Origin of the sequence: Klebsiella sp. WOUb02 (genome assembly GCF_050058015.1) — a bacterium.
Taxonomy (GTDB): Bacteria; Pseudomonadota; Gammaproteobacteria; order Enterobacterales; family Enterobacteriaceae; genus Klebsiella.
Genome location: NZ_CP170110.1, coordinates 101,513 through 123,747, shown reverse-complemented (window position 1 = coordinate 123,747; position 22,235 = coordinate 101,513). Strand labels below are relative to the sequence as shown.

The 22,235-nt window shown below is 59.5% G+C and carries 15 protein-coding genes and 4 pseudogenes; 7 read left to right on the top strand and 12 right to left on the bottom strand.

What is annotated here, in order from left to right; all coding sequences use genetic code 11:
* Positions 1-307: 307 nt before the first annotated feature.
* From nrdA to yfaE, 3 genes and pseudogenes are all read left to right on the top strand, one after another.
* Complete coding sequence (gene nrdA / locus ABOC21_RS07310; protein ID WP_426814086.1) at positions 308-2,593, top strand: class 1a ribonucleoside-diphosphate reductase subunit alpha; 2,286 nt, start codon at positions 308-310, stop codon at positions 2,591-2,593.
* Positions 2,594-2,689: 96 nt separating this feature from the next.
* Positions 2,690-3,822, top strand: a pseudogene (gene nrdB, locus ABOC21_RS07305) (class Ia ribonucleoside-diphosphate reductase subunit beta).
* Complete coding sequence (gene yfaE, locus ABOC21_RS07300; RefSeq protein ID WP_045855971.1) at positions 3,822-4,076, top strand: class I ribonucleotide reductase maintenance protein YfaE; 255 nt, start codon at positions 3,822-3,824, stop codon at positions 4,074-4,076. The pseudogene nrdB and the gene yfaE overlap by 1 nt, the downstream one beginning before the upstream one ends.
* Positions 4,077-4,138: 62 nt before the next feature.
* Here the strand turns inward: yfaE and glpQ are convergent, their stop codons facing one another.
* A complete protein-coding gene (glpQ, locus tag ABOC21_RS07295; RefSeq protein ID WP_426814085.1) occupies positions 4,139-5,218 on the bottom strand; it encodes a glycerophosphodiester phosphodiesterase in 1,080 nt (359 codons plus the stop codon).
* A 9-nt stretch (positions 5,219-5,227) separates the two neighbouring features.
* Positions 5,228-6,574, bottom strand: a complete 1,347-nt coding sequence (glpT, locus tag ABOC21_RS07290; RefSeq protein ID WP_426814084.1) for a glycerol-3-phosphate transporter — start codon at positions 6,572-6,574, stop codon at positions 5,228-5,230.
* Positions 6,575-6,844: 270 nt separating this feature from the next.
* Here glpT and glpA point away from each other — a divergent pair.
* From glpA to glpC, 3 genes and pseudogenes are all read left to right on the top strand, one after another.
* Positions 6,845-8,468 (top strand): annotated as a pseudogene (glpA, locus tag ABOC21_RS07285) (anaerobic glycerol-3-phosphate dehydrogenase subunit A).
* Positions 8,458-9,717, top strand: a complete 1,260-nt coding sequence (gene glpB, locus ABOC21_RS07280; RefSeq protein ID WP_426814083.1) for a glycerol-3-phosphate dehydrogenase subunit GlpB — start codon at positions 8,458-8,460, stop codon at positions 9,715-9,717. The pseudogene glpA and the gene glpB overlap by 11 nt, the downstream one beginning before the upstream one ends.
* Positions 9,714-10,892 carry an anaerobic glycerol-3-phosphate dehydrogenase subunit GlpC gene (gene glpC / locus ABOC21_RS07275; RefSeq protein ID WP_426814082.1) on the top strand — a complete coding sequence of 393 codons (1,179 nt, stop codon included), beginning with the start codon at positions 9,714-9,716 and terminating at the stop codon, positions 10,890-10,892. The genes glpB and glpC overlap by 4 nt, the downstream gene beginning before the upstream one ends.
* A 25-nt stretch (positions 10,893-10,917) precedes the next feature.
* On the opposite strand, the gene yfaU is transcribed toward glpC, so the two are convergent.
* The 7 genes and pseudogenes from yfaU to ABOC21_RS07240 all read right to left on the bottom strand — a co-directional run bounded on the left by yfaU (position 10,918) and on the right by ABOC21_RS07240 (position 18,394).
* On the bottom strand, positions 10,918-11,721 hold the full coding sequence (yfaU, locus tag ABOC21_RS07270) for a 2-keto-3-deoxy-L-rhamnonate aldolase (RefSeq protein WP_426814081.1): 804 nt from the start codon (positions 11,719-11,721) through the stop codon (positions 10,918-10,920).
* 15 nt (positions 11,722-11,736) lie between these two features.
* Positions 11,737-13,027 (bottom strand): annotated as a pseudogene (locus ABOC21_RS07265) (MFS transporter).
* 52 nt (positions 13,028-13,079) lie between these two features.
* Positions 13,080-14,285 carry an L-rhamnonate dehydratase gene (gene rhmD / locus ABOC21_RS07260; RefSeq protein ID WP_426814080.1) on the bottom strand — a complete coding sequence of 402 codons (1,206 nt, stop codon included), beginning with the start codon at positions 14,283-14,285 and terminating at the stop codon, positions 13,080-13,082.
* A gap of 13 nt (positions 14,286-14,298) precedes the next feature.
* Positions 14,299-15,082, bottom strand: a pseudogene (locus ABOC21_RS07255) (IclR family transcriptional regulator).
* Between the two features lie 204 nt (positions 15,083-15,286).
* A complete protein-coding gene (locus ABOC21_RS07250) occupies positions 15,287-16,483 on the bottom strand; it encodes a nicotinamide mononucleotide deamidase-related protein YfaY (RefSeq protein WP_426814079.1) in 1,197 nt (398 codons plus the stop codon).
* Between the two features lie 94 nt (positions 16,484-16,577).
* Positions 16,578-17,120, bottom strand: a complete 543-nt coding sequence (locus ABOC21_RS07245) for a YfaZ family outer membrane protein (RefSeq protein WP_426814078.1) — start codon at positions 17,118-17,120, stop codon at positions 16,578-16,580.
* 305 nt (positions 17,121-17,425) lie between these two features.
* On the bottom strand, positions 17,426-18,394 hold the full coding sequence (locus ABOC21_RS07240) for an Rpn family recombination-promoting nuclease/putative transposase (RefSeq protein WP_426814077.1): 969 nt from the start codon (positions 18,392-18,394) through the stop codon (positions 17,426-17,428).
* A gap of 136 nt (positions 18,395-18,530) precedes the next feature.
* Here ABOC21_RS07240 and nudI point away from each other — a divergent pair, with 136 nt between their 5' ends.
* Complete coding sequence (gene nudI, locus ABOC21_RS07235; protein ID WP_426814076.1) at positions 18,531-18,956, top strand: nucleoside triphosphatase NudI; 426 nt, start codon at positions 18,531-18,533, stop codon at positions 18,954-18,956.
* A gap of 81 nt (positions 18,957-19,037) precedes the next feature.
* Here nudI and menE read toward each other — a convergent pair whose 3' ends face one another.
* Genes menE through menB form a run of 3 tightly spaced genes read right to left on the bottom strand, consistent with a single transcriptional unit; the run spans position 19,038 to position 22,230 of the window.
* A complete protein-coding gene (gene menE / locus ABOC21_RS07230; protein ID WP_426814075.1) occupies positions 19,038-20,411 on the bottom strand; it encodes an o-succinylbenzoate--CoA ligase in 1,374 nt (457 codons plus the stop codon).
* Positions 20,408-21,373: an o-succinylbenzoate synthase gene (gene menC / locus ABOC21_RS07225; protein ID WP_426814074.1), complete on the bottom strand. Its 966-nt coding sequence runs from the start codon at positions 21,371-21,373 to the stop codon at positions 20,408-20,410. The genes menE and menC overlap by 4 nt, the downstream gene beginning before the upstream one ends.
* The gene (gene menB, locus ABOC21_RS07220) at positions 21,373-22,230 is read right to left on the bottom strand and encodes a 1,4-dihydroxy-2-naphthoyl-CoA synthase (protein WP_426814073.1); all 858 of its coding nucleotides are present in this window, start codon (positions 22,228-22,230) and stop codon (positions 21,373-21,375) included. Before menB ends, menC begins: the two co-directional genes overlap by 1 nt.
* Positions 22,231-22,235: the final 5 nt, after the last annotated feature.

Sequence of the window (22,235 nt, the reverse complement as noted above, 5' to 3'; positions counted from 1 at the left end):
GCCGCGTAATTTTTCCTGGCGCTGAAGAAATCAGCACTCGATCAAATTTTCATTTTTATTTTTGAGTTTATTGACATCTTCTCCAGGCCTTATACGACGTGGGCCCGGCTATTATTACGCTTGTGCAACCTCAATTTAACGTCAAAATCAACTCTTGTACTCAAAAGAATCCTTACTAAAATACTCACCATATAGCGTTCTTTTTATCGACAACCCCCTATATGTAGTATTTATCCACAGAGTTAGTCACAACGGCCAGCTGTGGATAAGCGGGGGATATTTTCTTTCACGGACAGGTAAAATCCACATGAATCAGAGTCTGCTGGTGACAAAGCGCGACGGTACAACCGAGCGTATTAATCTCGACAAAATCCATCGCGTACTGGATTGGGCGGCAGAAGGACTGAATAACGTTTCGATTTCTCAGGTAGAATTGCGTTCCCATATTCAGTTCTACGACGGCATCAAAACCGCCGATATTCACGAAACTATCATCAAAGCGGCCGCGGATCTTATCTCCCGCGATGCCCCGGATTACCAGTATCTCGCCGCGCGCCTGGCGATTTTCCATCTGCGTAAAAAGGCCTACGGCCAGTTCGAGCCGCCGGCGCTGTTCGATCACGTCACGAAGATGGTCAACAAGGGGAAATACGATACTCATCTGCTGGAAGACTACACGGAAGAAGAGTTCAAGCAGATGGATTCGTTCATCGTGCACGATCGTGATATGAGCTTCTCCTACGCGGCAGTTAAGCAGCTGGAAGGTAAGTATCTGGTGCAGAACCGCGTGACCGGCGAAATTTATGAAAGCGCCCAGTTCCTCTACATTCTGGTCGCCGCCTGCCTGTTCTCAAACTATCCGCGCGAAACCCGTCTGGACTACGTCAAGCGCTTCTATGACGCGGTCTCCACCTTTAAGATTTCGCTGCCGACGCCGATCATGTCCGGGGTGCGTACGCCGACCCGCCAGTTCAGCTCCTGCGTGCTGATCGAGTGCGGCGACAGCCTGGACTCCATCAACGCCACCTCCAGCGCAATTGTGAAATACGTTTCCCAGCGTGCCGGTATCGGTATTAACGCCGGGCGCATCCGCGCGCTGGGTAGCCCGATTCGCGGCGGTGAAGCCTTCCACACCGGCTGTATCCCGTTCTATAAGCATTTCCAGACCGCGGTGAAGTCCTGTTCGCAGGGCGGTGTGCGCGGCGGCGCGGCCACCCTCTTCTATCCGATGTGGCACCTGGAAGTTGAAACCCTGCTGGTGCTGAAAAACAACCGCGGCACCGACGCAAACCGCGTTCGTCACATGGACTACGGCGTACAGATCAACAAGCTGATGTACACCCGCCTGCTGAAAGGTGAAGATATCACCCTGTTCAGTCCGTCCGACGTCCCGGGCCTGTATGACGCCTTCTTCGCCGATCAGGACGAGTTCGAGCGTCTGTACACCCAATACGAAAAAGACGACAGCATCCGCAAGCAGCGGATTAAAGCGGTTGATCTGTTCTCTCTGATGATGCAGGAGCGCGCCTCAACCGGCCGTATCTACATCCAGAACGTTGACCACTGCAACACCCACAGCCCGTTCGATCCGGTTGTCGCGCCGGTTCGTCAGTCTAACCTGTGCCTGGAAGTCGCCCTGCCGACTAAACCGCTGGACGACGTCAACGATGAAAACGGCGAAATCGCGCTCTGTACGCTGTCGGCGTTCAACCTCGGCGTGATTGAGAGCCTGGACGAGCTGGAAGATCTGGCGGTGCTGGCGGTTCGCGCGCTGGATGCGCTGCTGGATTACCAGGACTATCCGATCCCGGCGGCTAAGCGCGGGGCGATGGGCCGCCGTACCCTCGGTATCGGCGTGATTAACTTTGCCTACTACCTGGCAAAACACGGCAAACGCTACTCCGACGGCAGCGCCAACAACCTGACGCACAAAACGTTCGAAGCCATTCAGTACTACCTGCTGAAGGCCTCCAACGAGCTGGCTATCGAACAGGGCGCCTGCCCGTGGTTCAACGAAACCACCTATGCCCAGGGCATTCTGCCGATCGACACCTATAAAAAGGATCTCGACGCTATCGTCAGCGAGTCGCTGCACTACGACTGGGAGCAGCTGCGCGAGTCGATCAAAACCCACGGCCTGCGCAACTCGACCCTCTCCGCGCTGATGCCTTCAGAGACCTCTTCGCAGATCTCTAACGCCACCAACGGTATTGAACCGCCGCGCGGCCACGTGAGCATCAAGGCCTCGAAAGACGGCATTCTGCGCCAGGTGGTTCCGGATTACGAAAAGCTGCAGAACGGCTACGAGCTGCTGTGGGAAATGCCGAGCAACGATGGCTATCTGCAGCTGGTCGGCATTATGCAGAAGTTTGTCGATCAGTCGATCTCGGCGAACACCAACTACGACCCGACGCGCTTCCCGTCCGGTAAAGTGCCGATGCAGCAGCTGCTCAAAGACCTGCTCAATGCCTATAAATTTGGCGTAAAAACTCTGTACTATCACAACACCCGTGATGGCGCGGAAGATGCGCAGGACGATTTGGCGCCATCCATCCAGGACGACGGCTGCGAAAGCGGCGCTTGTAAGATCTGATAACGCCCCCCTCGCCTCAGGGCGAGGGAACATCAAAGCCCGGCCCTCTCTGCAGGGCCGGCGCGAGGGGCAATAACATCACAGGACGCACATTTAATGGCATATACCACCTTTTCACAGACCAAAAACGATCAGCTGCTTGAGCCGATGTTTTTTGGCCAGCCGGTTAACGTTGCCCGTTACGATCAGCAAAAATATGACATCTTCGAAAAGCTCATCGAAAAGCAGACTCTCCTTCTTCTGGCGCCCGGAGGAAGTTGACGTTTCCCGCGATCGTATCGATTATCAGGCGCTGCCGGACCATGAAAAGCATATTTTTATCAGCAACCTGAAGTACCAGACCCTGCTGGATTCCATCCAGGGCCGCAGCCCGAACGTTGCGCTGCTGCCGCTGATTTCGATTCCTGAGCTGGAAACCTGGGTGGAGACATGGGCGTTTTCTGAAACCATCCACTCGCGCTCCTACACCCATATCATCCGCAATATCGTCAACGATCCGGCGATGGTCTTCGATGATATCGTCACCAACGAGCAGATTCAGAAGCGTGCGGACGGCATCTCCAGCTACTACGATGAGCTTATCGAGATGACCAGCTACTGGCATCTGCTGGGTGAAGGCAGCCATAGCGTTAACGGTAAAACCATCACCGTGAACCTGCGCGAGCTGAAAAAGAAACTCTACCTGTGCCTGATGAGCGTAAACGCGCTGGAAGCGATTCGCTTCTACGTCAGCTTCGCCTGCTCCTTCGCCTTCGCCGAGCGTAAGCTGATGGAAGGTAACGCTAAAATCATCCGTCTGATCGCCCGCGACGAAGCGCTGCACCTTACCGGCACCCAGCATATGCTGAACCTGCTACGCTCCGGCGTCGACGATCCGGAAATGGCCGAAATTGCCGAAGAGTGCAGGCAGCAGTGCTACGACCTGTTCGTGCTGGCGGCTCAGCAGGAGAAAGAGTGGGCGGATTATCTGTTCCGCGATGGTTCGATGATCGGTCTGAACAAAGATATTCTCTGCCAGTACGTCGAATACATCACCAACATCCGCATGCAGGCGGTCGGCCTCGATCTGCCGTTCCAGACCCGCTCCAACCCCATCCCGTGGATCAATACCTGGCTGGTATCCGATAACGTGCAGGTTGCGCCGCAGGAAGTGGAAGTCAGACTCCTACCTGGTTGGCCAGATCGATGCTGAAGTCGATGCCGACGACCTGAGCAACTTCCAGCTCTGATGAAACGCATTTTTTTGAAAATTTCTGACACTCATCTCGAGTGTCAGGATGAACACCGCTGCCTGCTTGATGCCCTGGAATCGCATAATATCGACGTGGAGTATCAGTGCCGCGAAGGTTATTGCGGCTCCTGCCGCACGCGGCTGGTGTCCGGCCAGGTTGACTGGCTGACCGAGCCGCTGGCGTTTATTCAGCCGGGAGAGATTTTGCCCTGCTGCTGCCGGGCAAAAAGCGATATCGAAATCGAAATGTAGCGGCCCGGCAAAATCCCATCCGCGCCGGCCGGCGCGGACAGGTTTGCCATTCACGCCGCGGGTTAGCGGCGTTCCCCTTCTTGCTGCAGGAACTGCACCGCCTTATCCGGGAAGTCGCTGAACAGCCCATCGACGCCGGCCTTGTTATACAGCAGGTCGAACAGCTGATTCACGTTGGTGACGTAATCCGGCAGCTGGTCAGCGCGGACGGTATACGGATGGACCACCAGCTGCTGGCGATGCGCCTCTTTCACCATCTCGGTCAGCGTCACCTTCCCCGGTCCGGCGTTCGCCGCCACCAGCATGTGGTAGTCCGGACCAATGCCGTCGGCGTATTGGGCAATCTGCCCCATCGCGCCGGGCTTAAACATCCAGTCATAGCTGTAGTTCACCCATTTACCATTCGCCTCGCGCTGCTGGGTTTCGTGCCAGTCGGTGTAAGCGATCAGCTGCACCAGATTCAGGTTCATGCCCATCTTCGGCTCCAGCTCATTCTTAATGCGCTTAAGCTCGTTGGCATCAAAACATTGCAGATACGCTTTATCCTGCTTGCTGGTGTAGCCGTACTTCTTCAGCACCTGCAGGGCGGCGGTGGCGATATCCTTACCTTCCTGATGGTGGAACCACGGCGCTTTAATTTCCGGGTAGATACCGATATTTTTCCCCGTTGAGTGGTTCAGTCCCTGAACGAACTCAATCTCCTCTTCAAAGGTATGGATGCGGAAATCCGCTTTTCCCATCGGGAAGCGCCCCGGGAAGGTCTGGACGTTCTTACCGTCTTTCGGTTCAAACCCCTCGCTGAACTTCAGCGTTTTTATCTCCGCCAGGGTGAAGTCGATCGCATAGAAGCGGCCGTCCTGACGCGCGCGCTGCGGGAATTTCTCCGCCACATCGGTAACCCGATCGAGATAGTGGTCATGCAGCACCACCAGCCGATCGTCTTTGGTCATCACCAGATCCTGCTCGAGATAATCGGCGCCCTGGGCATAGGCCATCGCTTTCGCCGGCAGCGTATGCTCCGGCAGATAGCCGCTGGCCCCGCGGTGGGCAATGACTATCTTATCCCCTGCCTGAGCGGCGAAGCTCAGCGTGGAGCCCGTCAGCAAAATCCCGGTCATCAAGGTCGTTATTGCCGTTTTCATGCTCACTCCTCAGGACTGTTTCAGCTGCTGGTGATGACGTTTTTCACCAAGCATCACCACAACCAGCAGCAGCACCGCCAGCACGCTACCGCCGATCATCACCATAAACCCGCCGTCCCAGCCGAAGAAGTCAACGGTGTAGCCGACGATCGCGCTGGCGGCAACGGAACCGCCGAGGTAACCAAACAGTCCGGTAAAGCCCGCCGCGGTACCGGCGGCCTTTTTCGGCGCCAGCTCGAGAGCATGCAGGCCAATCAGCATCACCGGACCGTAAATCAGGAAGCCGATAACGATCATACAGGCCATATCAACGCCCGGATTACCCGGCGGGTTAAGCCAGTAAACGATGGTCGCGATGGTCACCAGCGTCATAAAGAAGACTCCGGTCGCGCCGCGGTTGCCTTTGAACACCTTATCCGACATCCAGCCGCAAATCAGCGTCCCGGGGACCCCCGCATACTCGTAGAGGAAATAGGCCCAGGAGGATTTATCCAGCGCAAAGTGCTTCACCTCTTTCAGGTAGGTTGGCGACCAGTCGAGAATGCCGTAGCGCAGCAGATAGACAAAGACGTTGGCGATGGCGATATACCACAGCAGCCGGTTTGGCAGAATATACTGCTGAAAAATCTGCCGGGCGGTGAGCTCCTGTTCATGCTGCTCGCTGTAATCATCCGGATAATCGTTCTTATACTCTTCAATCGGCGGCAGGCCGCAGGACTGCGGGGTGTCGCGCATCATGGCAAAGGCAAATATAGCCAGCAGGATCGCGCCGAAAGCCGGCATATAGAGCGCCGCGTGCCAGTCGTTAAACCACGCCATCCCCAGCAGGAACAGCAGCGGCGGGATCCCGCCGCCAACGTTGTGCGCGCAGTTCCATACCGAAACAATGCCCCCGCGCTCCTTCTGCGACCACCAGTGCACCATCGTACGCCCGCACGGCGGCCAGCCCATCCCCTGGAACCAGCCGCAGAGGAACAGCAGTACAAACATGATCATGATGCTGGAGGTCGCCCAGGGCACAAAACCCATCACCAGCATCACCAGCGCCGCCAGAATCAGCCCCGCAGGCAGAAAAATGCGCGGATTCGAGCGATCGGATACCGAGCCCATAATGAATTTTGAAAAACCATAGGCGATGGAAATCCCGGACAGCGCAAAGCCGAGATCGCCGCGGGAGAATCCCTGTTCGACCAGGTAGGGCATGGCCAGAGCAAAGTTCTTACGCACCAGATAGTAGGCGGCATAGCCAAAGAAAATACCGATAAAAATCTGCCAGCGTAATCGACGATAGTGCGGGTCAATTTCCGCCGCGGGTAGACGCGCTTTGTGTGGCGCAGGTTTAAAAATAGTTAACATAGCAGCCTCCGTTGCCATTTACTTTGTATGGGTACCGGTAAAAAAAACCTAATTTAATCACCCACTTCTGACATGGCGCGATGGTAGGGAAACCTCGCCGACGATACTGTGAAACATCGCACGCTTTGTTACAAAAATATGACAAAATATTCCATTGTGAGCATTAACTCACACTTCACGCTCGATAAACGCTCGAATATGCTCGAAATCAAACAATACGTACTGTTTGTGTGGCTAAATGGCGTAAAACGAAAGTAGAGGAATAGAGAGATGGCCGAGACCGGTGAATGTGATGTCATTGTCATTGGCGGCGGCGCAACCGGAGCAGGGATCGCCCGCGACTGCGCGCTCCGCGGGCTGCGCGTAACCCTGGTGGAACGCCACGATATCGCCACCGGGGCGACCGGGCGCAACCACGGGCTGCTGCACAGCGGCGCCCGCTACGCGGTGACCGATGGCGAGTCGGCGCGCGAATGTATCAGCGAAAATCGGATCCTGCGCCGCATCGCCCGACACTGCGTGGAACCCACTAACGGGCTGTTTATCACCCTGCCCGAAGACGACCTCGCCTGGCAGCAGACTTTTATTCACGCCTGTCAGCAGGCCGGAATTGGGGCCCACCAGACTCTCGCCCGCCGAGGCGCTGCGCATTGAGCCTGGCGTCAACCCCGCGCTGCTCGGCGCCGTTCAGGTGCCCGACGGCACGGTCGATCCGTTCCGTCTGAGCGCGGCCAATATGCTGGACGCCCGCGAACACGGCGCCACCATCCTCACCGGCTGCGAAATCACCGGCCTGCTGCGCAGTGGCGATCGGGTCAACGGCGTGCGCTGCTATGATCATAAGCGCCGCGAGAACCGCACGCTGCGCGCCCGGGTGGTGGTCAACGCCGCCGGGATCTGGGGGCAGCGGATCGCGGAATATGCCGACCTGCGCATTGCGATGTTTCCGGCTAAGGGATCGCTGCTGATCCTCGACCATCGCATCAACCGGCACGTGATCAACCGCTGCCGCAAACCCGCCGATGCCGATATTCTGGTACCCGGGGATACCATCTCCCTGATTGGCACCACCTCGGTGCATATTCCCTACGATGAAATTGACGATAATCGGGTCACCGCTGCGGAAGTCGATATCCTGCTGCGCGAAGGCGAGAAGCTAACCCCCGCCATGGCCCGCACCCGGGTGCTGCGCGCCTACTCCGGCGTGCGGCCGCTGGTCGCCAGCGATAACGACCCCAGCGGGCGTAGCGTCAGCCGCGGCATTGTGCTGTTAGATCACGCCGAACGCGACGGGATGAACGGGTTTATCACCATTACCGGCGGCAAGCTGATGACCTACCGCCTGATGGCGGAATGGGCGACGGACGCCGTCTGCCGCAAGCTCGGCAACACCGTCCCCTGCGCCACCGCCGACACGCCTTTGCCGGGCTCCCGCGAACCGATCGCAACAACGCTGCAGAAAATCATCTCTCTACCGGCGCCGCTGCGGGGATCGGCCGTGTACCGCCACGGCGACCGCACGCCCGCCTGGCTTGGCGATAGCCGCCAGCATCGTAGCCTGGTCTGCGAGTGCGAAGCGGTGACGGCGGGGGAAGTGCAGTACGCGGTAGAAAATTTAGCGGTCAACAACCTGCTCGATTTACGCCGTCGCACCCGAATCGGCATGGGAACCTGCCAGGGCGAGCTCTGCGCCTGCCGCGCCGCCGGGCTACTGCAGCGCTTCAATGTCGCCACGCCGGCGCAATCGCTGGCCCAGCTTTCGGCGTTTTTAAACGAGCGCTGGCAAGGCGTGCAGCCCGTAGCCTGGGGCGATGCGTTGCGCGAGAGTGAATTCACCCGCTGGGTCTATCTCGGGCTGTGCGGTTTGCAAAAGGAGCAGCAGGATGAAATTTGATTGCGTGATTATCGGCGGCGGGCTCGCCGGGCTACTTTGCGGGCTGAGCCTGAATCAGTATGGTTTGCGCAGCGCAATCGTCAGCCGCGGTCAAAGCGCGCTGCATTTCTCCTCCGCCTCGCTGGATCTGCTCGCAGAGCTGCCCAACGGCGACAAAGTTACCGACGTCGCCCAGGGACTCGCCCGGCTGGCGGCCCAGGCGCCGGAGCATCCCTACGCGAAGCTGGGCGCAGAACGCGTGATGGGCTACGCGGCGCAAACCCAGGCGCTGCTGGCCGCCAGCGGCATTGTGCTGCAGGGCGATGCCGCCCGACCGCATCTGCGCATCACGCCGCTCGGCACCCTGCGCGCCGCGTGGCTCTCCCCGCAGGAGGTTCCGGTTTATCCGTTAACCGCCCTGCGCCCCTGCCTGGTCGGGATCGGCGGCTTTGCCGACTTCCAGCCGCACCTCGCCGCCGCGGCGCTGAATCAACACGGGATGAACGCCAGCACGGCGGAAATCGACTTACCGCTGCTGGACGTCCTGCGCGAAAGTCCGAGCGAATTTCGCGCCGCCAATATCGCCAGAGTGCTGGATGACGAGCGCCACTGGCCGGCACTGCTGGCCGCGCTGCTTCCGCTGGCGCGCGAGCACGATCTGCTGATCCTGCCCGCCTGCTTTGGCCTTAGCGATAACCACCTGTATCTATGGCTACAGGAGCGCCTGCCTTGTCCGCTGCGCCTGCTGCCGACTCTGCCCCCTTCGGTACCGGGAATGCGCCTGCATAGCCAGCTCCAGCGCCGCTTTATTCGCGGCGGAGGAACGTGGCTGGCCGGAGATGAGGTGACGAAAATCAGCCATCAGGATGGAACGATCGACAAGGTATGGACGCGCAACCATGGCGATATCCCGCTGCGTCCGCGCTTTACCATCCTGGCCAGCGGCAGCTTCTTCAGCAATGGCCTGATTGCCGGGCGCGATGGCGTGCGCGAGCCGATTCTTGGCCTCGATCTACAGCACAGCCTGCCGCGCGAGAGCTGGTATCAGCGGGATTTCTTCGCCTCCCAGCCCTGGCAGCGCTTCGGCCTTAAAACGGACGCCATGCTGCGTCCGCTGCTGCAGGGACAGCCGCTCAGCAACCTGTTTGCCGCCGGTTCTCTGCTCGGCGGTTTTGACGCCATTCAGCTGGGATGCGGCGGCGGCGTTTGCGCCGTCACCGCCCTGCACGTCGCCAAACAGATCAACGACCTTGCCGGAGGCGAACGATGAACGATACCCGCTTTGAGAGCTGCATCAAATGCACGGTTTGCACCACCGCCTGCCCGGTCAGCCGGGTGAATCCGCGCTACCCTGGCCCTAAACAGGCGGGACCCGACGGCGAGCGGCTGCGGCTAAAAGACGGCGCGCTGTATGATGAAGCGCTGAAGTACTGCATTAACTGCAAGCGCTGCGAGGTGGCCTGCCCCTCCGACGTTAAAATCGGCGATATTATCCAGCGGGCGCGGGCGCAGTACGGCCAGCAGAAGCCTGGCCTACGCGATGCGCTGCTGAGCCATACGGATCTGATGGGCACGCTTTCTACGCCGCTTGCACCGCTGGTCAACGCCGTCACTGGACTACAGCCGGTGCGCCGGCTGCTCGATACGGCGCTCAGGATAGATCACCGCCGGACGCTGCCAAAATACGGTTTCGGCACTTTCCGCCGGGCATACCGCCAGCTCGCCGCGCGGCAGGCGCAGTTTAGCGACCAGGTGGCGTTCTTCCACGGCTGCTACGTCAACTACAACCATCCGCAGCTGGGTAAAGATCTTATCCGCGTGCTGAACGTTATGGGTACAGGGGTACAGCTGTTGTCCAAAGAGAAATGCTGCGGCGTGCCGCTGATTGCCAACGGCTTTTTTGCCAAAGCCCGCAGGCAGGCGCTGAGCAACGTCGCCGCCATGCGCGAGAGCGCGCTACCGACCATCGCCACCTCCTCCACCTGCACCTTCACCCTACGCGATGAGTATCCGCACGTGCTGGATGTTGACAATAGCGACGTGCGCGACAACGTTGAGCTGGCGACGCGCTGGATCTGGCGCCAGCTTGACGGCGGGCGAACCCTGCCGCTAAAACCGCTGCCGCTGAAGGTGGTCTACCACACCCCTTGCCATATGGAAAAAATGGGCTGGTCGCTGTATAGCCTCGAACTGCTGCGGCAAATCCCCGGGCTGCAGTTGGAGGTCCTTGATTCGCAATGCTGCGGCATCGCCGGCACCTACGGATTTAAATCGGAGAACTACGCCTCTTCGCAGGCCATCGGCGCGCCGCTCTTCCGCCAGATTGAGGAGAGCGGCGCCGATATGGTGGTGACCGATTGTGAAACCTGCAAATGGCAGATTGAGATGTCCACCAGCAAGCGCTGTGAACATCCCATCACCCTGCTGGCGCAGGCGCTGGCCTGAGCCTCTGCGCCATTATTACGAAGGGTCAGTAGCCCCCCTTCGCCTCCTCCCGCCGCGCTCCAGGCTTAAACATCGCCAGCCGGCTATCCAGCGCGTCGGTATAGAGCTGGGTATCTACGCCAACCGCGACAAAGCTGGCGCCCCACTCGAGGCTTTTTTGCGCCATTTTCGGATCGACGGCGAGGAATCCGGCCGCTTTGCCCGCTGCGCGAATGCGGCGAATGCTCTGTTCAATAATCCGCTGCACGTCAGGATGAGCGGCGTTATCCGGGTAGCCGAGAGAGGCGGATAAATCGGCCGGGCCGATAAATACGCCGTCGATACCGTCCACTTCAAGGATCTCATCCAGATTGTCGAGCGCCGTCTTGCTCTCGACCTGGATCAGCAGACAGAGCTCGTCATTCGCCTGCGCCATATAGTTCCCAACCCGTCCCCAACGCGCCGCCCGCGCTACGCCGGCGCCCACTCCGCGCGTTCCGAGGGGCGGATAGCGGGTCGCCGCGACGATATCCCGCGCCTGAGCGGCCGTATCGACCATTGGGATAAGCAGCGTCCGGGCGCCGATATCCAGCACCTGCTTAATCAGGCTGCGGCTCCCTTCCACCGGGCGTATAACCGGCTGGCTGGCGTAGGGGGCAATGGCCTGCAGCTGGTGGTAAAGATCCTGAATGGTATTTGGCGCATGCTCGCCGTCAATCAGCAGCCAGTCGTAGCCTGCCGTGGCGGCAATCTCGGCCACGTAGGAAGAGGTTGAGCTCAACCACAGGCCAATCTGTGTTTCTCCCCTGGATAATCCCGCTTTAAACGGGTTCGATAAAATCGCGTTCATAACTCTTCCTTAATATTAATGCGGTACGCTGCCGGACTGCGGCACCATGCGGGTTACGCTCAGTGAAAAGATGATAATGACGCCCACTATCGCCACGCAGGAGAGCGTCAGCAGGCCGGCGGATTGGCTGGAGAAAATCGTTTCCGCCCGAACGCGAACGATTGGCGCCAGAAAACCGCCGATTGCGCCAAACAGGTTGACAAAGCCAATGCCTGCGGCCAGCGCAGTGCCGGACAATAATTGCGTCGGTATCGTCCAGAATACCGGCTGGACGGCGATCACGCCGACCGCCGCGACGCACAGCGCCAGTATCGCCAGCACCGGCGGAACCAGCCCGGAGACGCCGATGCCAATCGCTGCCGCCAGTAGGGTCAGCGCGGCAATATTCCGTCGTTCACCGGTACGATCGGAGTAGCGCGGAATAAACCAGGTCCCCAGCAGAGCCGCAATCCACGGGATCGCCGTCACCACCGAGGCCACAAATCCCACTTTGGTGCCCAGCAGCGCGGCAACCTGGGTCGGCAGGAAGAAGATCAGGCCGTAGACGGCAACCTGAATCGTCAGATAGATAATCGCCAGCCTGCCAGACCCGCCCGTTGCGCAGCGCGTCGGAGAGCCGTGAGGTGACCTTTTTCTCCTCTTCGCTGGCCAGTTGGCTTATCAGCGCCTGCTTTTCAGCGGCGGTGAGAAAACACGCATTCTGCGGCGTGTCGTCGAGCCAGAAGAAGGTGAAAAAGCCTGCGCAGACGGCCAGCAGCCCTTCAATCACGAACATCCAGAACCAGCCGGGATGCCCCATAAAGCCGTGCATCTCCAGCAGCGCGCCGGACAGCGGCGAGCCGAGCGTCAGCGCCAGCGGCGCGCCCATATAGAACAGTCCCATAATGCCGGCGCGGTTTTGCTGGGGAAACCATTGAGAAGTCAGGTAGATCATTCCCGGGAAGAAACCCGCCTCGGCGGCGCCAAGCAGCGTGCGCACCAGCAGGAATTTTGCTTCGCTATCCGCCCATGCCATGGCCGCAGATAGCACGCCCCATAGCAGGGTGGTACAGCCAATCCATTTTCTCGCGCCAAATTTACGCATCAGCAGATTCGCAGGAACCCCAAGGAAGGCGTACACCACGAAAAAAATCCCGGCACCAAGGGCGTAAGCCTCGTTGCTCAGCCCGGTATCGAGCTGGTAGGTCTCTTTGGCAAAACCAATATTCGAACGGTCGAGAAACGCCAGCACGTACAGCGCCAGCATAAAGGGAATCAAACGGGCGCGGTTTTTCTTCACCACGCTCTCCAGCAAATTATTACCCATCGCAATATCCTCAGGAGTTGGCCGCACGGCGACGCCGCGCGGCACGACGAGATCAGTGGCTATAGGGACGTTTGAGATGACAGTCGCGGTTGAGCTCAACGCCAAAGCCCGGTTTATCCAGCACGGATTTATGGATCCGCCCGTTCTCCGGCACCGGCTCGCCCAGCAGGATCGGGTCAAACTGAGGGCGCAGCGTGGCGCAATCCGGGCTGGTCATCAGGAACTCGCTAAACGGAGTATTGGTGAAGGTAATAACCGCGTGGTGCGAATAGACCGACGAGCCGTGCGGCACCACCAGTTGACCGCGCGCCTTAGCGATTGCCGCGATCTCTACCAGGGTGGTGAGGCCGCCGCACCAGCCGACGTCGGGTTGCATAATATCGACGCCGGTTTCCGACAGCGTGCGGAAAGATTGCAGCGTGCCGTGGTGCTCGCCGCTGGTGACCATCATCCCGGCAGGCGCATTGCGCTTGAGTTCACGATAGCCTTCGTACTGCTGCGGCGGCAGGCACTCTTCAATCCACTTGAGGTTATAGGGCGCACAGGCGTGGGCCAGTTTAGTGGCGTAGTTCACGTCCTGGCTCATCCAGCAATCCAGCATCAGCCAAAAATCGGCGCCACATTTCTCGCGGTATTCCGCGACCATCGCGGCGTCCTTGCGGATCCCGGCGTCGCCGTCGTGGGGGCCCCAGTGCGTCGGCATTTTGCCGCCGATAAACCCCATATCCTGCGCCAGATCCGGACGCGCCCCGGTGGCATAGAACCGGATTTCATCGCGAACCGCGCCGCCCAGCAGCTTGTAGACCGGCAGGCCAACCACTTTGCCGAACAGATCCCACAGCGCCAGGTCGACACAGGAAATCGTATTCAGCACCAGGCCGCCGGAGCCAGAGTAGTACAGGGTGGCATTGAGCATCTGATCGTGGATCAGTTTAATATCGCTGACGCATTTCCCTTCGATAAAGCGGCTCAGGTGCTTTTCGACAATAAAGCAGCCCATCTCTCCCGCCGTCGACACCGCGAAGCCGGTCTGCCCGCTGTCGGCCTCCACTTCAACAATCAGCGTCCCCAGGACGTTAATGCCGAACGACTGGCGGGATTGTTCATACTGCGGATATTTGCTCATCGGCGTCGCGATATGATCGTCAATCCAGTGGTTGGCTCCCTGATCGTGATAGTCGCCGCCGCCGGCGCCTTTTTCCGCGGTCGCACCGCCGATAAACCACGCACGGATATGTTTAATTTTCGGTAGGATCATGATGTTCTCCTTGTTATGAGGCTCGTTGCTCGAAAGGACTCTTCCATCCCAGCAGACGGGAAATATCTTTGGCGCAGGCAATCGCCTTACCGGCGAGGTAATCACGATTGTCTTCGTTGATTTGCAAACGCGTCCCTACCACCGAGATCGCGGCGGTGAGATCGTTATTGGCGTTAAAGATCGGCGCGGCCACGCAGCGGACGTCGAGGTAATCCTCGCCGTTATCAAAGCTCCAGCCTCGGGCGCGAATGAGTTCCAGCTCATCGTAAAGGCGCTGGGCAGTGGTAATGGTGGTCGGCGTAGCCCGCTCCCAGCGAAGTTCGCTGATGATGGCACGCTGAATATGCGCTGTCTGCCAGGCCAGCAGGCATTTGCCAATGCCGGAGCGATAAAGCGAGAGGCTTTTTCCCTCATGCGAGCGCACGCTGATGGTGGCCGGCGATTCGACTTTCAGGATGTAGTAGGCGTTACCCTGATCGATGATGCCCAGATGGCAAAGCAGACCGCAGTCGTCCATCAGCTGAGTCAGACGCGGGCGGGCCAGCTCCCGCAGATCCATTTTGCTCACGGCGTGCCCGGCCAGCTCCACCAGCTTGGTCCACAGGCAGTAGTTATCCTGGTTATCCATACTGAGAAAACGCTGCTTTCTCAGCCTCTCCGAGCAGCAGGTAGGTGGTGCTTTTCGGAATACCGAGTTCGTCGATAATCGTCGCCGCGCCGCAGGGGCCAATGCGGGCGATTAAGTTGAGAATATCGATGGCGCGGGTCAGCGCCGGGACTTTGCTTGATTCCAACATACTGGACTCCAATCCTGAATACTGGAATCAGTGTTGCGATTGTCAGGGGGGAAAATTGTGAGCGGTCTCAAATCACGGCGTTATTCCAGCCAGGTGGACATTGCGAAGGATATAAATGAGGGATAGCGCACAGAATATTTAAAAATAAGTACAGTGGGCTGGACTGACATCGCGCCGGGAGAGGCTCCCGGCGGGATTGACGGCTTATATCGACAGCGCTTCGACCACGTTAATCCAGCCGTGATCGCCGGCCACCGGCTGGCCATTCAGCCAGCGGCGCAGCATATTCAGGGCCATCATCGCGCAAACCTCCTGACGAACCTGCAGGCTGTAGCGGGTGACGCTGAGCTTAACCCGCAGCGCGTGGGTGCCTTCCGGGGTAGAGAGCACGAAGTTCAGGTAATCGGCTTCCTGACCGCAGACCGCCAGCGCAAGGCCGGCAAAATGCTTCACCCGTCGCTCTGACGTCCAGCGGGCAGACTGCGCCAGCGTCTCCTCCTGCGCGGGGACCACTTCGCTTGCCAGCAGCGGAGCATTGGCGCGGGAGAGCTGGAGCGACAGCAGGCCGCTGGTAAACTGCTCGCTGAGGGTCAGACTCAGCTGCCGCTCCTGCAGGCGGCGCGCAATCTGCGCAGGAAGCCCTTCGGTGCCTTCGAAAATCAGGTTCTCGCCGGCAACTTTTTGCACTTCTGGCCATAGCGCCAGCATCGCGTCATGCTGTTCAGCCGGCCCGGTGAGCTTGAGCTCAATAATCGGCATCGAAGAGCGATAGCCCATTACCACGCCAGGCGGCAGCGGCAGCGGGTTGAGGCTTTGCGCCAGGTCGCTTTCTGAACGGCCAAAGGTGGTCAGGCGCAGGCACAGCGGCGGCGCAGACAGCGGGAAGCGTTCGCGCAGGCGCGGTAAAATCTCCTGCTCAACCATCACCTTAAATTCCGACGGCACGCCGGGGGTAAAAAACATCAGGCAGCGATTAAGCTGAACGGCAAAACCGCAGGCCGTGCCCACCGGGTTGTCGATCATCTCCGCGCTGGCGGGAATTTCCGCCTGCTTGCGGTTGCTTTCCGCCATCGGTCTTCCGCGTTCGGCAAAGAAACGCGTCATCGTCTCCAGCCATCCGGCGTGCAGAATTAACGACTCGCCTTTGGCGGTTGCCGCGGCCAGCGCGCTGAGATCGTCACTGGTTGGCCCCAGCCCGCCGTTAACAATCAGCACGTCCGCATGCTCGCTGCGCTCGCGTAAAATCGCGATCAGAGAGTCAAGATCGTCACCGACGGTGTTGCGACGCGTTAAAGGTAATCCCTGATTAAAAAAGAAATCCGCCAGCCACGCGGCGTTGGTATCGACAATTTGCCCATGCAGCACTTCGTCGCCGGTGGACAGCATTTCCACGTTTAACATTGTGAACTCCAGCCTGATAAGTGGAATTACTATAACGCAAAGGCGCTGGCTGGGTAGACAGGAAATCGGCGCGGCATGATACCGCGCCCGGGGATCAGAAGCTGGCGCTGACGCCGACGTACGGGCCATCGGCAATGGTATTATCTTTGTTACTGTCTTTACCCGCCAGGTTCAGATAGCGATAGCCGGCCTCAATGCTCAGAGGGCGCATGACCGTCCAGCTCGCGCCGGCATTGGCTTCCTGATAGCTCTGGATGCCGCTGGAGAGGGAGTCAGGCGAATAGTAGTATTCGCCAAACAGGCGGAAGCTGTCGCCAATTTTCCACTGCAGGCCGCCGCCTGCCGCTGCCGCATAGCCTTCGTCACCGCTTTTCGGATTGGTATAGACGCCTTTGCCACCTACCGTTGCGAGGAATGGCCCCAGCGGAATGTTTAAACCGAGACCTAAACCTGCTGCGTCGCCGTCGTTATCGCTGTGCAGCCAGTTGCCGGTTACCGCCAGTCCGCTTGATTCGGTACCAAAACCGACGCCAAGGTTGGTGTAGTGCTCACCCGCCTGCCCGGTGACGCTGATAGCGTTTGCCGCCGTGGAGACGAACGCCATGCCGGCAAGGCCGATTAATACGCATTTTTTCATTTTTTACTCTATCCAGAAATCAAGAATCAAAGAAGTCCCCAAAACCGCAGAATTGTACTGCTGAATGCTGCGGAATCAATGTCCTAAAACGACCTTTATTGTTGTGATTGTAACCAGTTGCTACCGGAACGCCGGATTTGGGCGGTCGCAGCGCCGCCATCGGCGGCGGAGAGGGGAAGATATCTATGCAAAACGAGCGATCAGAGCGCCGTCGCGGCGCATCGCCGGCCTCAGGCTTAGGCAAAAAAAGCAGAGACGTAAGAACGCGGCAGCCGCCCGGCCGCCGCGTTATGCACAATAAGGCGCTAGTGCCTGAGCTGCGCCAGGTACTGCAGGGACAGGCCGGTCAGCTCGGCGACCAGAGGCAGTTCAAGTCCGCTGTCGATCATCGCCAGGGCAATACGCTCGGCGGCCTTTTGTTCACCTTCCTGACGGCCTTTTTCGATTCCGGCTTCAAGTCCGGCCTCAAGCCCCTGCTGCCTTCCCTGCAGCATCCCTTCCTGACGACCGCGGTCCTCCAGGAACTGAGCAATATTCATGAGCGCCTCCTTATGCGGCTGTAGCGGCACGCTTTGCGCCAGCTGACGCAGAAATGCCACGGGATCGGCGGTACTCCCCGCCTGGAGTAGATAGTGCAACAGCGTCTGTAGCTGTCTTTCGCTAGTGTATCCCAGCGCTAATAAGCTGACTACCTGCTCCTGAAGTTCCATCAGATCCCGCTGCCGAATGTGCTTTTGCAGCAGTTCCAGCATCGCCACGCGACGATGCTGCAGCAGATCGCTATCCGGGATAGTCGTCACATCCACCAGCGGAAAGGGCTGGCTATAGAGCTTTTCGGCTACATCCGGCTGCGAAAAATCATCCAGCCAGCGCATCGAGTGCGGCCAGGGGCTAGTCTTACCGTGATAGAAAAGCAGCGGGATCACCAGCGGCAGCTGCTCCAGGCCTTTATCGAGATGGCGCTGCATCGCCGCCACGGCGTAGCGCATTAAACGAAAGGCCATATGCCGATCCGCAGAACTTTGATGCTCAATCAGCAGATAGATATACCCTTCGCCAGTGCGGGTCTGCACGGAATAGAGAATATCCGAGTGGCTTGCCCGTAAATCGTCGTCAATAAAGCTGCCTGATTCCAGATGCAGGGTCTGCAGATCGCACAGCTCGCGTAAACTTTCCGGCAGGTGAATCAGTAAAAAATCCGCCGCCGTCGCCCGGTCCGATAGCAGGCTCTTAAACACGGCATCATGCGGAAAGCTCGCTGTCGCCCGGCTCATGCTGACCTCCTGTCCGTCATTTCAACCCACCCTACCACCGCCAACGCCGAGCGCGCGTCTTCGCTTGCGGTTTACCGAGGCGGCTCGCAAACTGGCAGGCAGAAGCTTTGTTAACGTGCACCGAAAGGAGATAACCATGCGCCAAAGGACTATTGTCTGCCCCTTGATTCAAAATGAGGGACGCTATCTGCTCTGCAGGATGGCCGACGATCGCGGCGTTTTTCCCGGCCAGTGGGCGCTTTCCGGCGGCGGCGTGGAGCCTGGCGAGCGCATTGAGGAGGCCCTGAGACGCGAAATTCGCGAAGAGCTGGGCGAGGCGCTGCGGCTGACGAGCATTACGCCCTGGACCTTCAGCGACGACGTGCGGGTCAAAACCTACAGCGACGGCCGACGGGAGGAGATCTATATGATCTACCTGATTTTTGATTGCGTCAGCGCCAACCGTGAAGTCACCATTAACGAAGAGTTTCAGGATTACGCGTGGGTCAGCGTCGAAGATTTACCGCGCTACGATCTGAACGTCGCGACGCGAAAGACGTTATCGCTGAAAGGGCTGCTCTGACCGTTCCCCGGCGGTCAGAAAAGCAGCCGCCGGACCTGCGGCGATCTGGCGCTACTCCAGCAGGAATTTAACCACCGACGTCTAACCGCATTCATCCCGATGCGCGTTGACCCACTCGCGCAGCGCCCAACGCGAGATCTTGATGCCGCCGGTTTTCAGCGTTGCGGGCAGCGCCAGCCAACGTACCGGCCGCTGAAAGCGCGCCAGCTTATCCTCTACCCAGGCCGCTAACTCCGCCATATCGCAGCCCGCGTCGCCTTCTACCACCGCCACCGGACGCTGACCAAACTCGGCATCATCCAGGGGCACGATGAACGCCTGGCGGATCTGCGGATGAGCCATAATCACCCGCTCAACTTCTTCCGGCTGGATCCCCTCGCCGCCGCTGAAAAAGAGATTATCCAGACGCCCAAGGATCGCCAGCTTACCGTTACGCAGCTCGCCGCGATCGCGGGTCGCAAACCAGCCCTGCGCGTTAACCAGCGGCACCAGTTCTCCGTTGCGCCAGTAGCCCGCGGCCATGCTGGCCCCGCGCAGCCAAACCTCGCCGTCGACAATTTTCAGATCCCGCAGGGGCAAGGGCTGCCCGACATCCGCCTCGCCATCGGCCTCTTTGGCGCACACCGTCGAGGCAAATTCGGTCAGGCCGTAGCCGCACCAGCTGCGGATACCTTTAGCCCGGGCCTGCTCGGTGAGTTCGACGGGAATCGCCGCCCCGCCCAGAAGAACGGCCTTCAGCGATACCTGCGCATCGCCATTGAGCAGCCGCCACAGCTGCGTTGGCACCAGCGACGCATGGCTACAGCCCTGCAGGGCCTGCTCTAACGGCCGCTTTTCCCGCACAGTCAGGCGCGATCCGGCCAGCAGCCAGCGCCAGAGAATCCCCTGCCCCGAGACGTGAAACAGCGGCAGGGAAAGCAGCCAGTCGTCGTCCGCCGCCAGCGGGATCATCGCCAGCACTCCCTGGGCGCTGGCAAGATGGGCGCGGAAAGTATGCACTGCGGCCTTCGGCAGCCCGGTAGAACCGGAGGTCAGGGTCATCGACGCCAGGCGATCTTCGCTCCAGGCCAGGCTGCGTTCTCCGGCATCGGCGCGCATAGCCAGCCGCGGATAGCCGAGGGCGAGATCGTCGCCGCTAAGCGCCAGCAGATGATGGATATCGAGGGACGGTAGCAGCTGCGCCAGCATTGACGAGGGCAGCTGCGGATTAAGCGGCAGCACCCGGGCGCCGCACTGCAGCAGCGCCAGCCACGCCAGCAGCGCCGCCGGCTGATTGTGAGCCCGCAGAATCACGCCATCGCCTTCACCTACGCCCTGAGCCACGAACCCCACCGTCAGCGCATCGATCCGCTCGCACAGCTGCTGCCAGGTCAGGCTATCGTCGTTCAACCGCAGGGCAAACGCGTCGCCCCGCCGCTGACGCCAGTGGCGCCACGGCCAGTCGCGAAAGATCACAGCAGCGGCTCCAGCGCATCCGTTGACCGGCACGGCAGCGCGCTTGCAGGCCACGGGCGCACCAGCTGAGTCTGCATCAGCGCCAGCGTATCAAGGCCCGGAATGGTCTGCGGCGTTAGCCAGGCCGCAATACGCGCCAGCTGCGTCAGCCCGAGGCTCGATTCAATCGAGGAGCTGATGACCGCCGTCAGCCCCAGCGCGTGGGCGGCGGCAACCTGCTCCTGCACCTTCCGCAGGCTACCGGTCAGGGTTGGCTTAATCACCACCGCCCCAACCCCTTCCTCGGCCTGAAGGCAAAAATCGTCTTCGCGCAGGCTCTCATCCCAGGCAATGGTAATACCGGTTTGTTTGGCGAAAGCGCGGGAATCAGCGCGGGTTTTGCACGGTTCTTCGAGGAAAGCGATACGATCCCGATACTGCGGCTGCACGTATTTGGCGAACTGCTGCGCTTTGAGCGGCGTCCACGCCCGGTTGGCGTCCAGACGCAGATGCAGCTCCGGGATCGCCTCCAGCAGCAGATTTACGACCATCCCGTCGCGTACCGCCTCATACAGCCCCACTTTGACCTTGGCGACCTTCTCGCCCGGCATCGCTGCGAGTCTGGCAAACAGTTCATCCGGATCGCCGGTGCACAGCGGCGCGGCGCGATAATCTGCCGCCTGCGGCAACTGCTCATTCAGCTCGGCCAGCGCGCAGCTGACTCCGAACGCCACGCAGGGCTGCGCAGGCAAAGGGCGATCCTGCCCCTGACGCCAGGCCGTGGCCCACGCCAGCAGCGCGGCCTGCGCCTCCTCCAGGGTCTCTTCGCTAAATCCCGGCAGAGGAGAAACTTCTCCCCAGCCTTCGCGCTCGCCGTGCTGGAGATGGACGAACAGCCCGTCACGGGTTTTTAACCGCCGTTCGCGCAGCACCACGCCCGCGTCAATCGGTATCTGCCAGCGGTAAACCTGCGCCCGGCGCATTACGGATTCCGTTTAAATTTGCTGAAGTCCGGCTGACGCTTCTGATTAAATGCGTTGCGCCCTTCCTGGCCCTCTTCGGTCATGTAGAACAGCATGGTGGCATTACCCGCCAGCTCCTGCAGACCCGCCTGACCATCGCAGTCGGCGTTCAGCGCCGCTTTCAGGCAGCGCAGAGCCATTGGGCTGTTTTGCAGCATTTCGCGGCACCAGCGAACGGTCTCTTTTTCCAGCTCTGCCAGCGGGACGACGGTATTGACCAGCCCCATATCCAGCGCCTGCTGCGCATCGTACTGGCGGCACAGGAACCAAATTTCGCGCGCTTTTTTCTGGCCGACGATGCGGGCCATATAGGCCGCGCCCCAGCCGCCGTCGAAGGAGCCCACTTTCGGCCCCGTCTGGCCAAAGATGGCATTTTCCGCGGCGATCGTCAGGTCGCACATCATATGCAGCACGTGGCCGCCGCCGATGGAGTAGCCGGCGACCATCGCGACGATCGGTTTCGGACAGGTGCGGATCTGCCGCTGGAAATCGAGCACGTTCAGGTGATGCACGCCGGAATCGTCCTGATAGCCGCCGTAGTCACCGCGCACCTTCTGGTCGCCGCCGGCGCAGAACGCCAGACCCCCTTCGCCGGTCAGGATAATGACGCCGATATTGTCGTCATAGCGGGCATCCGCCAGCGCCTGAATCATCTCTTTGACGGTTAGCGGGCGGAATGCATTACGTACCTGTGGGCGGTTAATGGTGATTTTAGCAATACCATCCGTCGATTTTTGGTAACGAATGTCGGTATAGCCTTCGGAACAATCGTGCCATTCAACGGGGGCGTAGAGCATGGCTTCATCAAGAGAGAGCATAGAAT

Coding starts and splice junctions, on each gene's coding strand:
- glpC (WP_426814082.1), top strand. CDS start 9,714: ATGAACGATACCCGCTTTGAGAGCTGCATCAAATGCACGGTTTGCACC.
- menB (WP_426814073.1), bottom strand. CDS start 22,230: ATGCTCTCTCTTGATGAAGCCATGCTCTACGCCCCCGTTGAATGGCAC.
- nrdA (WP_426814086.1), top strand. CDS start 308: ATGAATCAGAGTCTGCTGGTGACAAAGCGCGACGGTACAACCGAGCGT.
- yfaU (WP_426814081.1), bottom strand. CDS start 11,721: ATGAACGCGATTTTATCGAACCCGTTTAAAGCGGGATTATCCAGGGGA.
- glpT (WP_426814084.1), bottom strand. CDS start 6,574: ATGTTAACTATTTTTAAACCTGCGCCACACAAAGCGCGTCTACCCGCG.
- ABOC21_RS07240 (WP_426814077.1), bottom strand. CDS start 18,394: ATGAGCCGGGCGACAGCGAGCTTTCCGCATGATGCCGTGTTTAAGAGC.
- yfaE (WP_045855971.1), top strand. CDS start 3,822: ATGAAACGCATTTTTTTGAAAATTTCTGACACTCATCTCGAGTGTCAG.
- rhmD (WP_426814080.1), bottom strand. CDS start 14,285: ATGATCCTACCGAAAATTAAACATATCCGTGCGTGGTTTATCGGCGGT.
- glpQ (WP_426814085.1), bottom strand. CDS start 5,218: ATGAAAACGGCAATAACGACCTTGATGACCGGGATTTTGCTGACGGGC.
- ABOC21_RS07250 (WP_426814079.1), bottom strand. CDS start 16,483: ATGTTAAACGTGGAAATGCTGTCCACCGGCGACGAAGTGCTGCATGGG.
- nudI (WP_426814076.1), top strand. CDS start 18,531: ATGCGCCAAAGGACTATTGTCTGCCCCTTGATTCAAAATGAGGGACGC.
- glpB (WP_426814083.1), top strand. CDS start 8,458: ATGAAATTTGATTGCGTGATTATCGGCGGCGGGCTCGCCGGGCTACTT.
- ABOC21_RS07245 (WP_426814078.1), bottom strand. CDS start 17,120: ATGAAAAAATGCGTATTAATCGGCCTTGCCGGCATGGCGTTCGTCTCC.
- menC (WP_426814074.1), bottom strand. CDS start 21,373: ATGCGCCGGGCGCAGGTTTACCGCTGGCAGATACCGATTGACGCGGGC.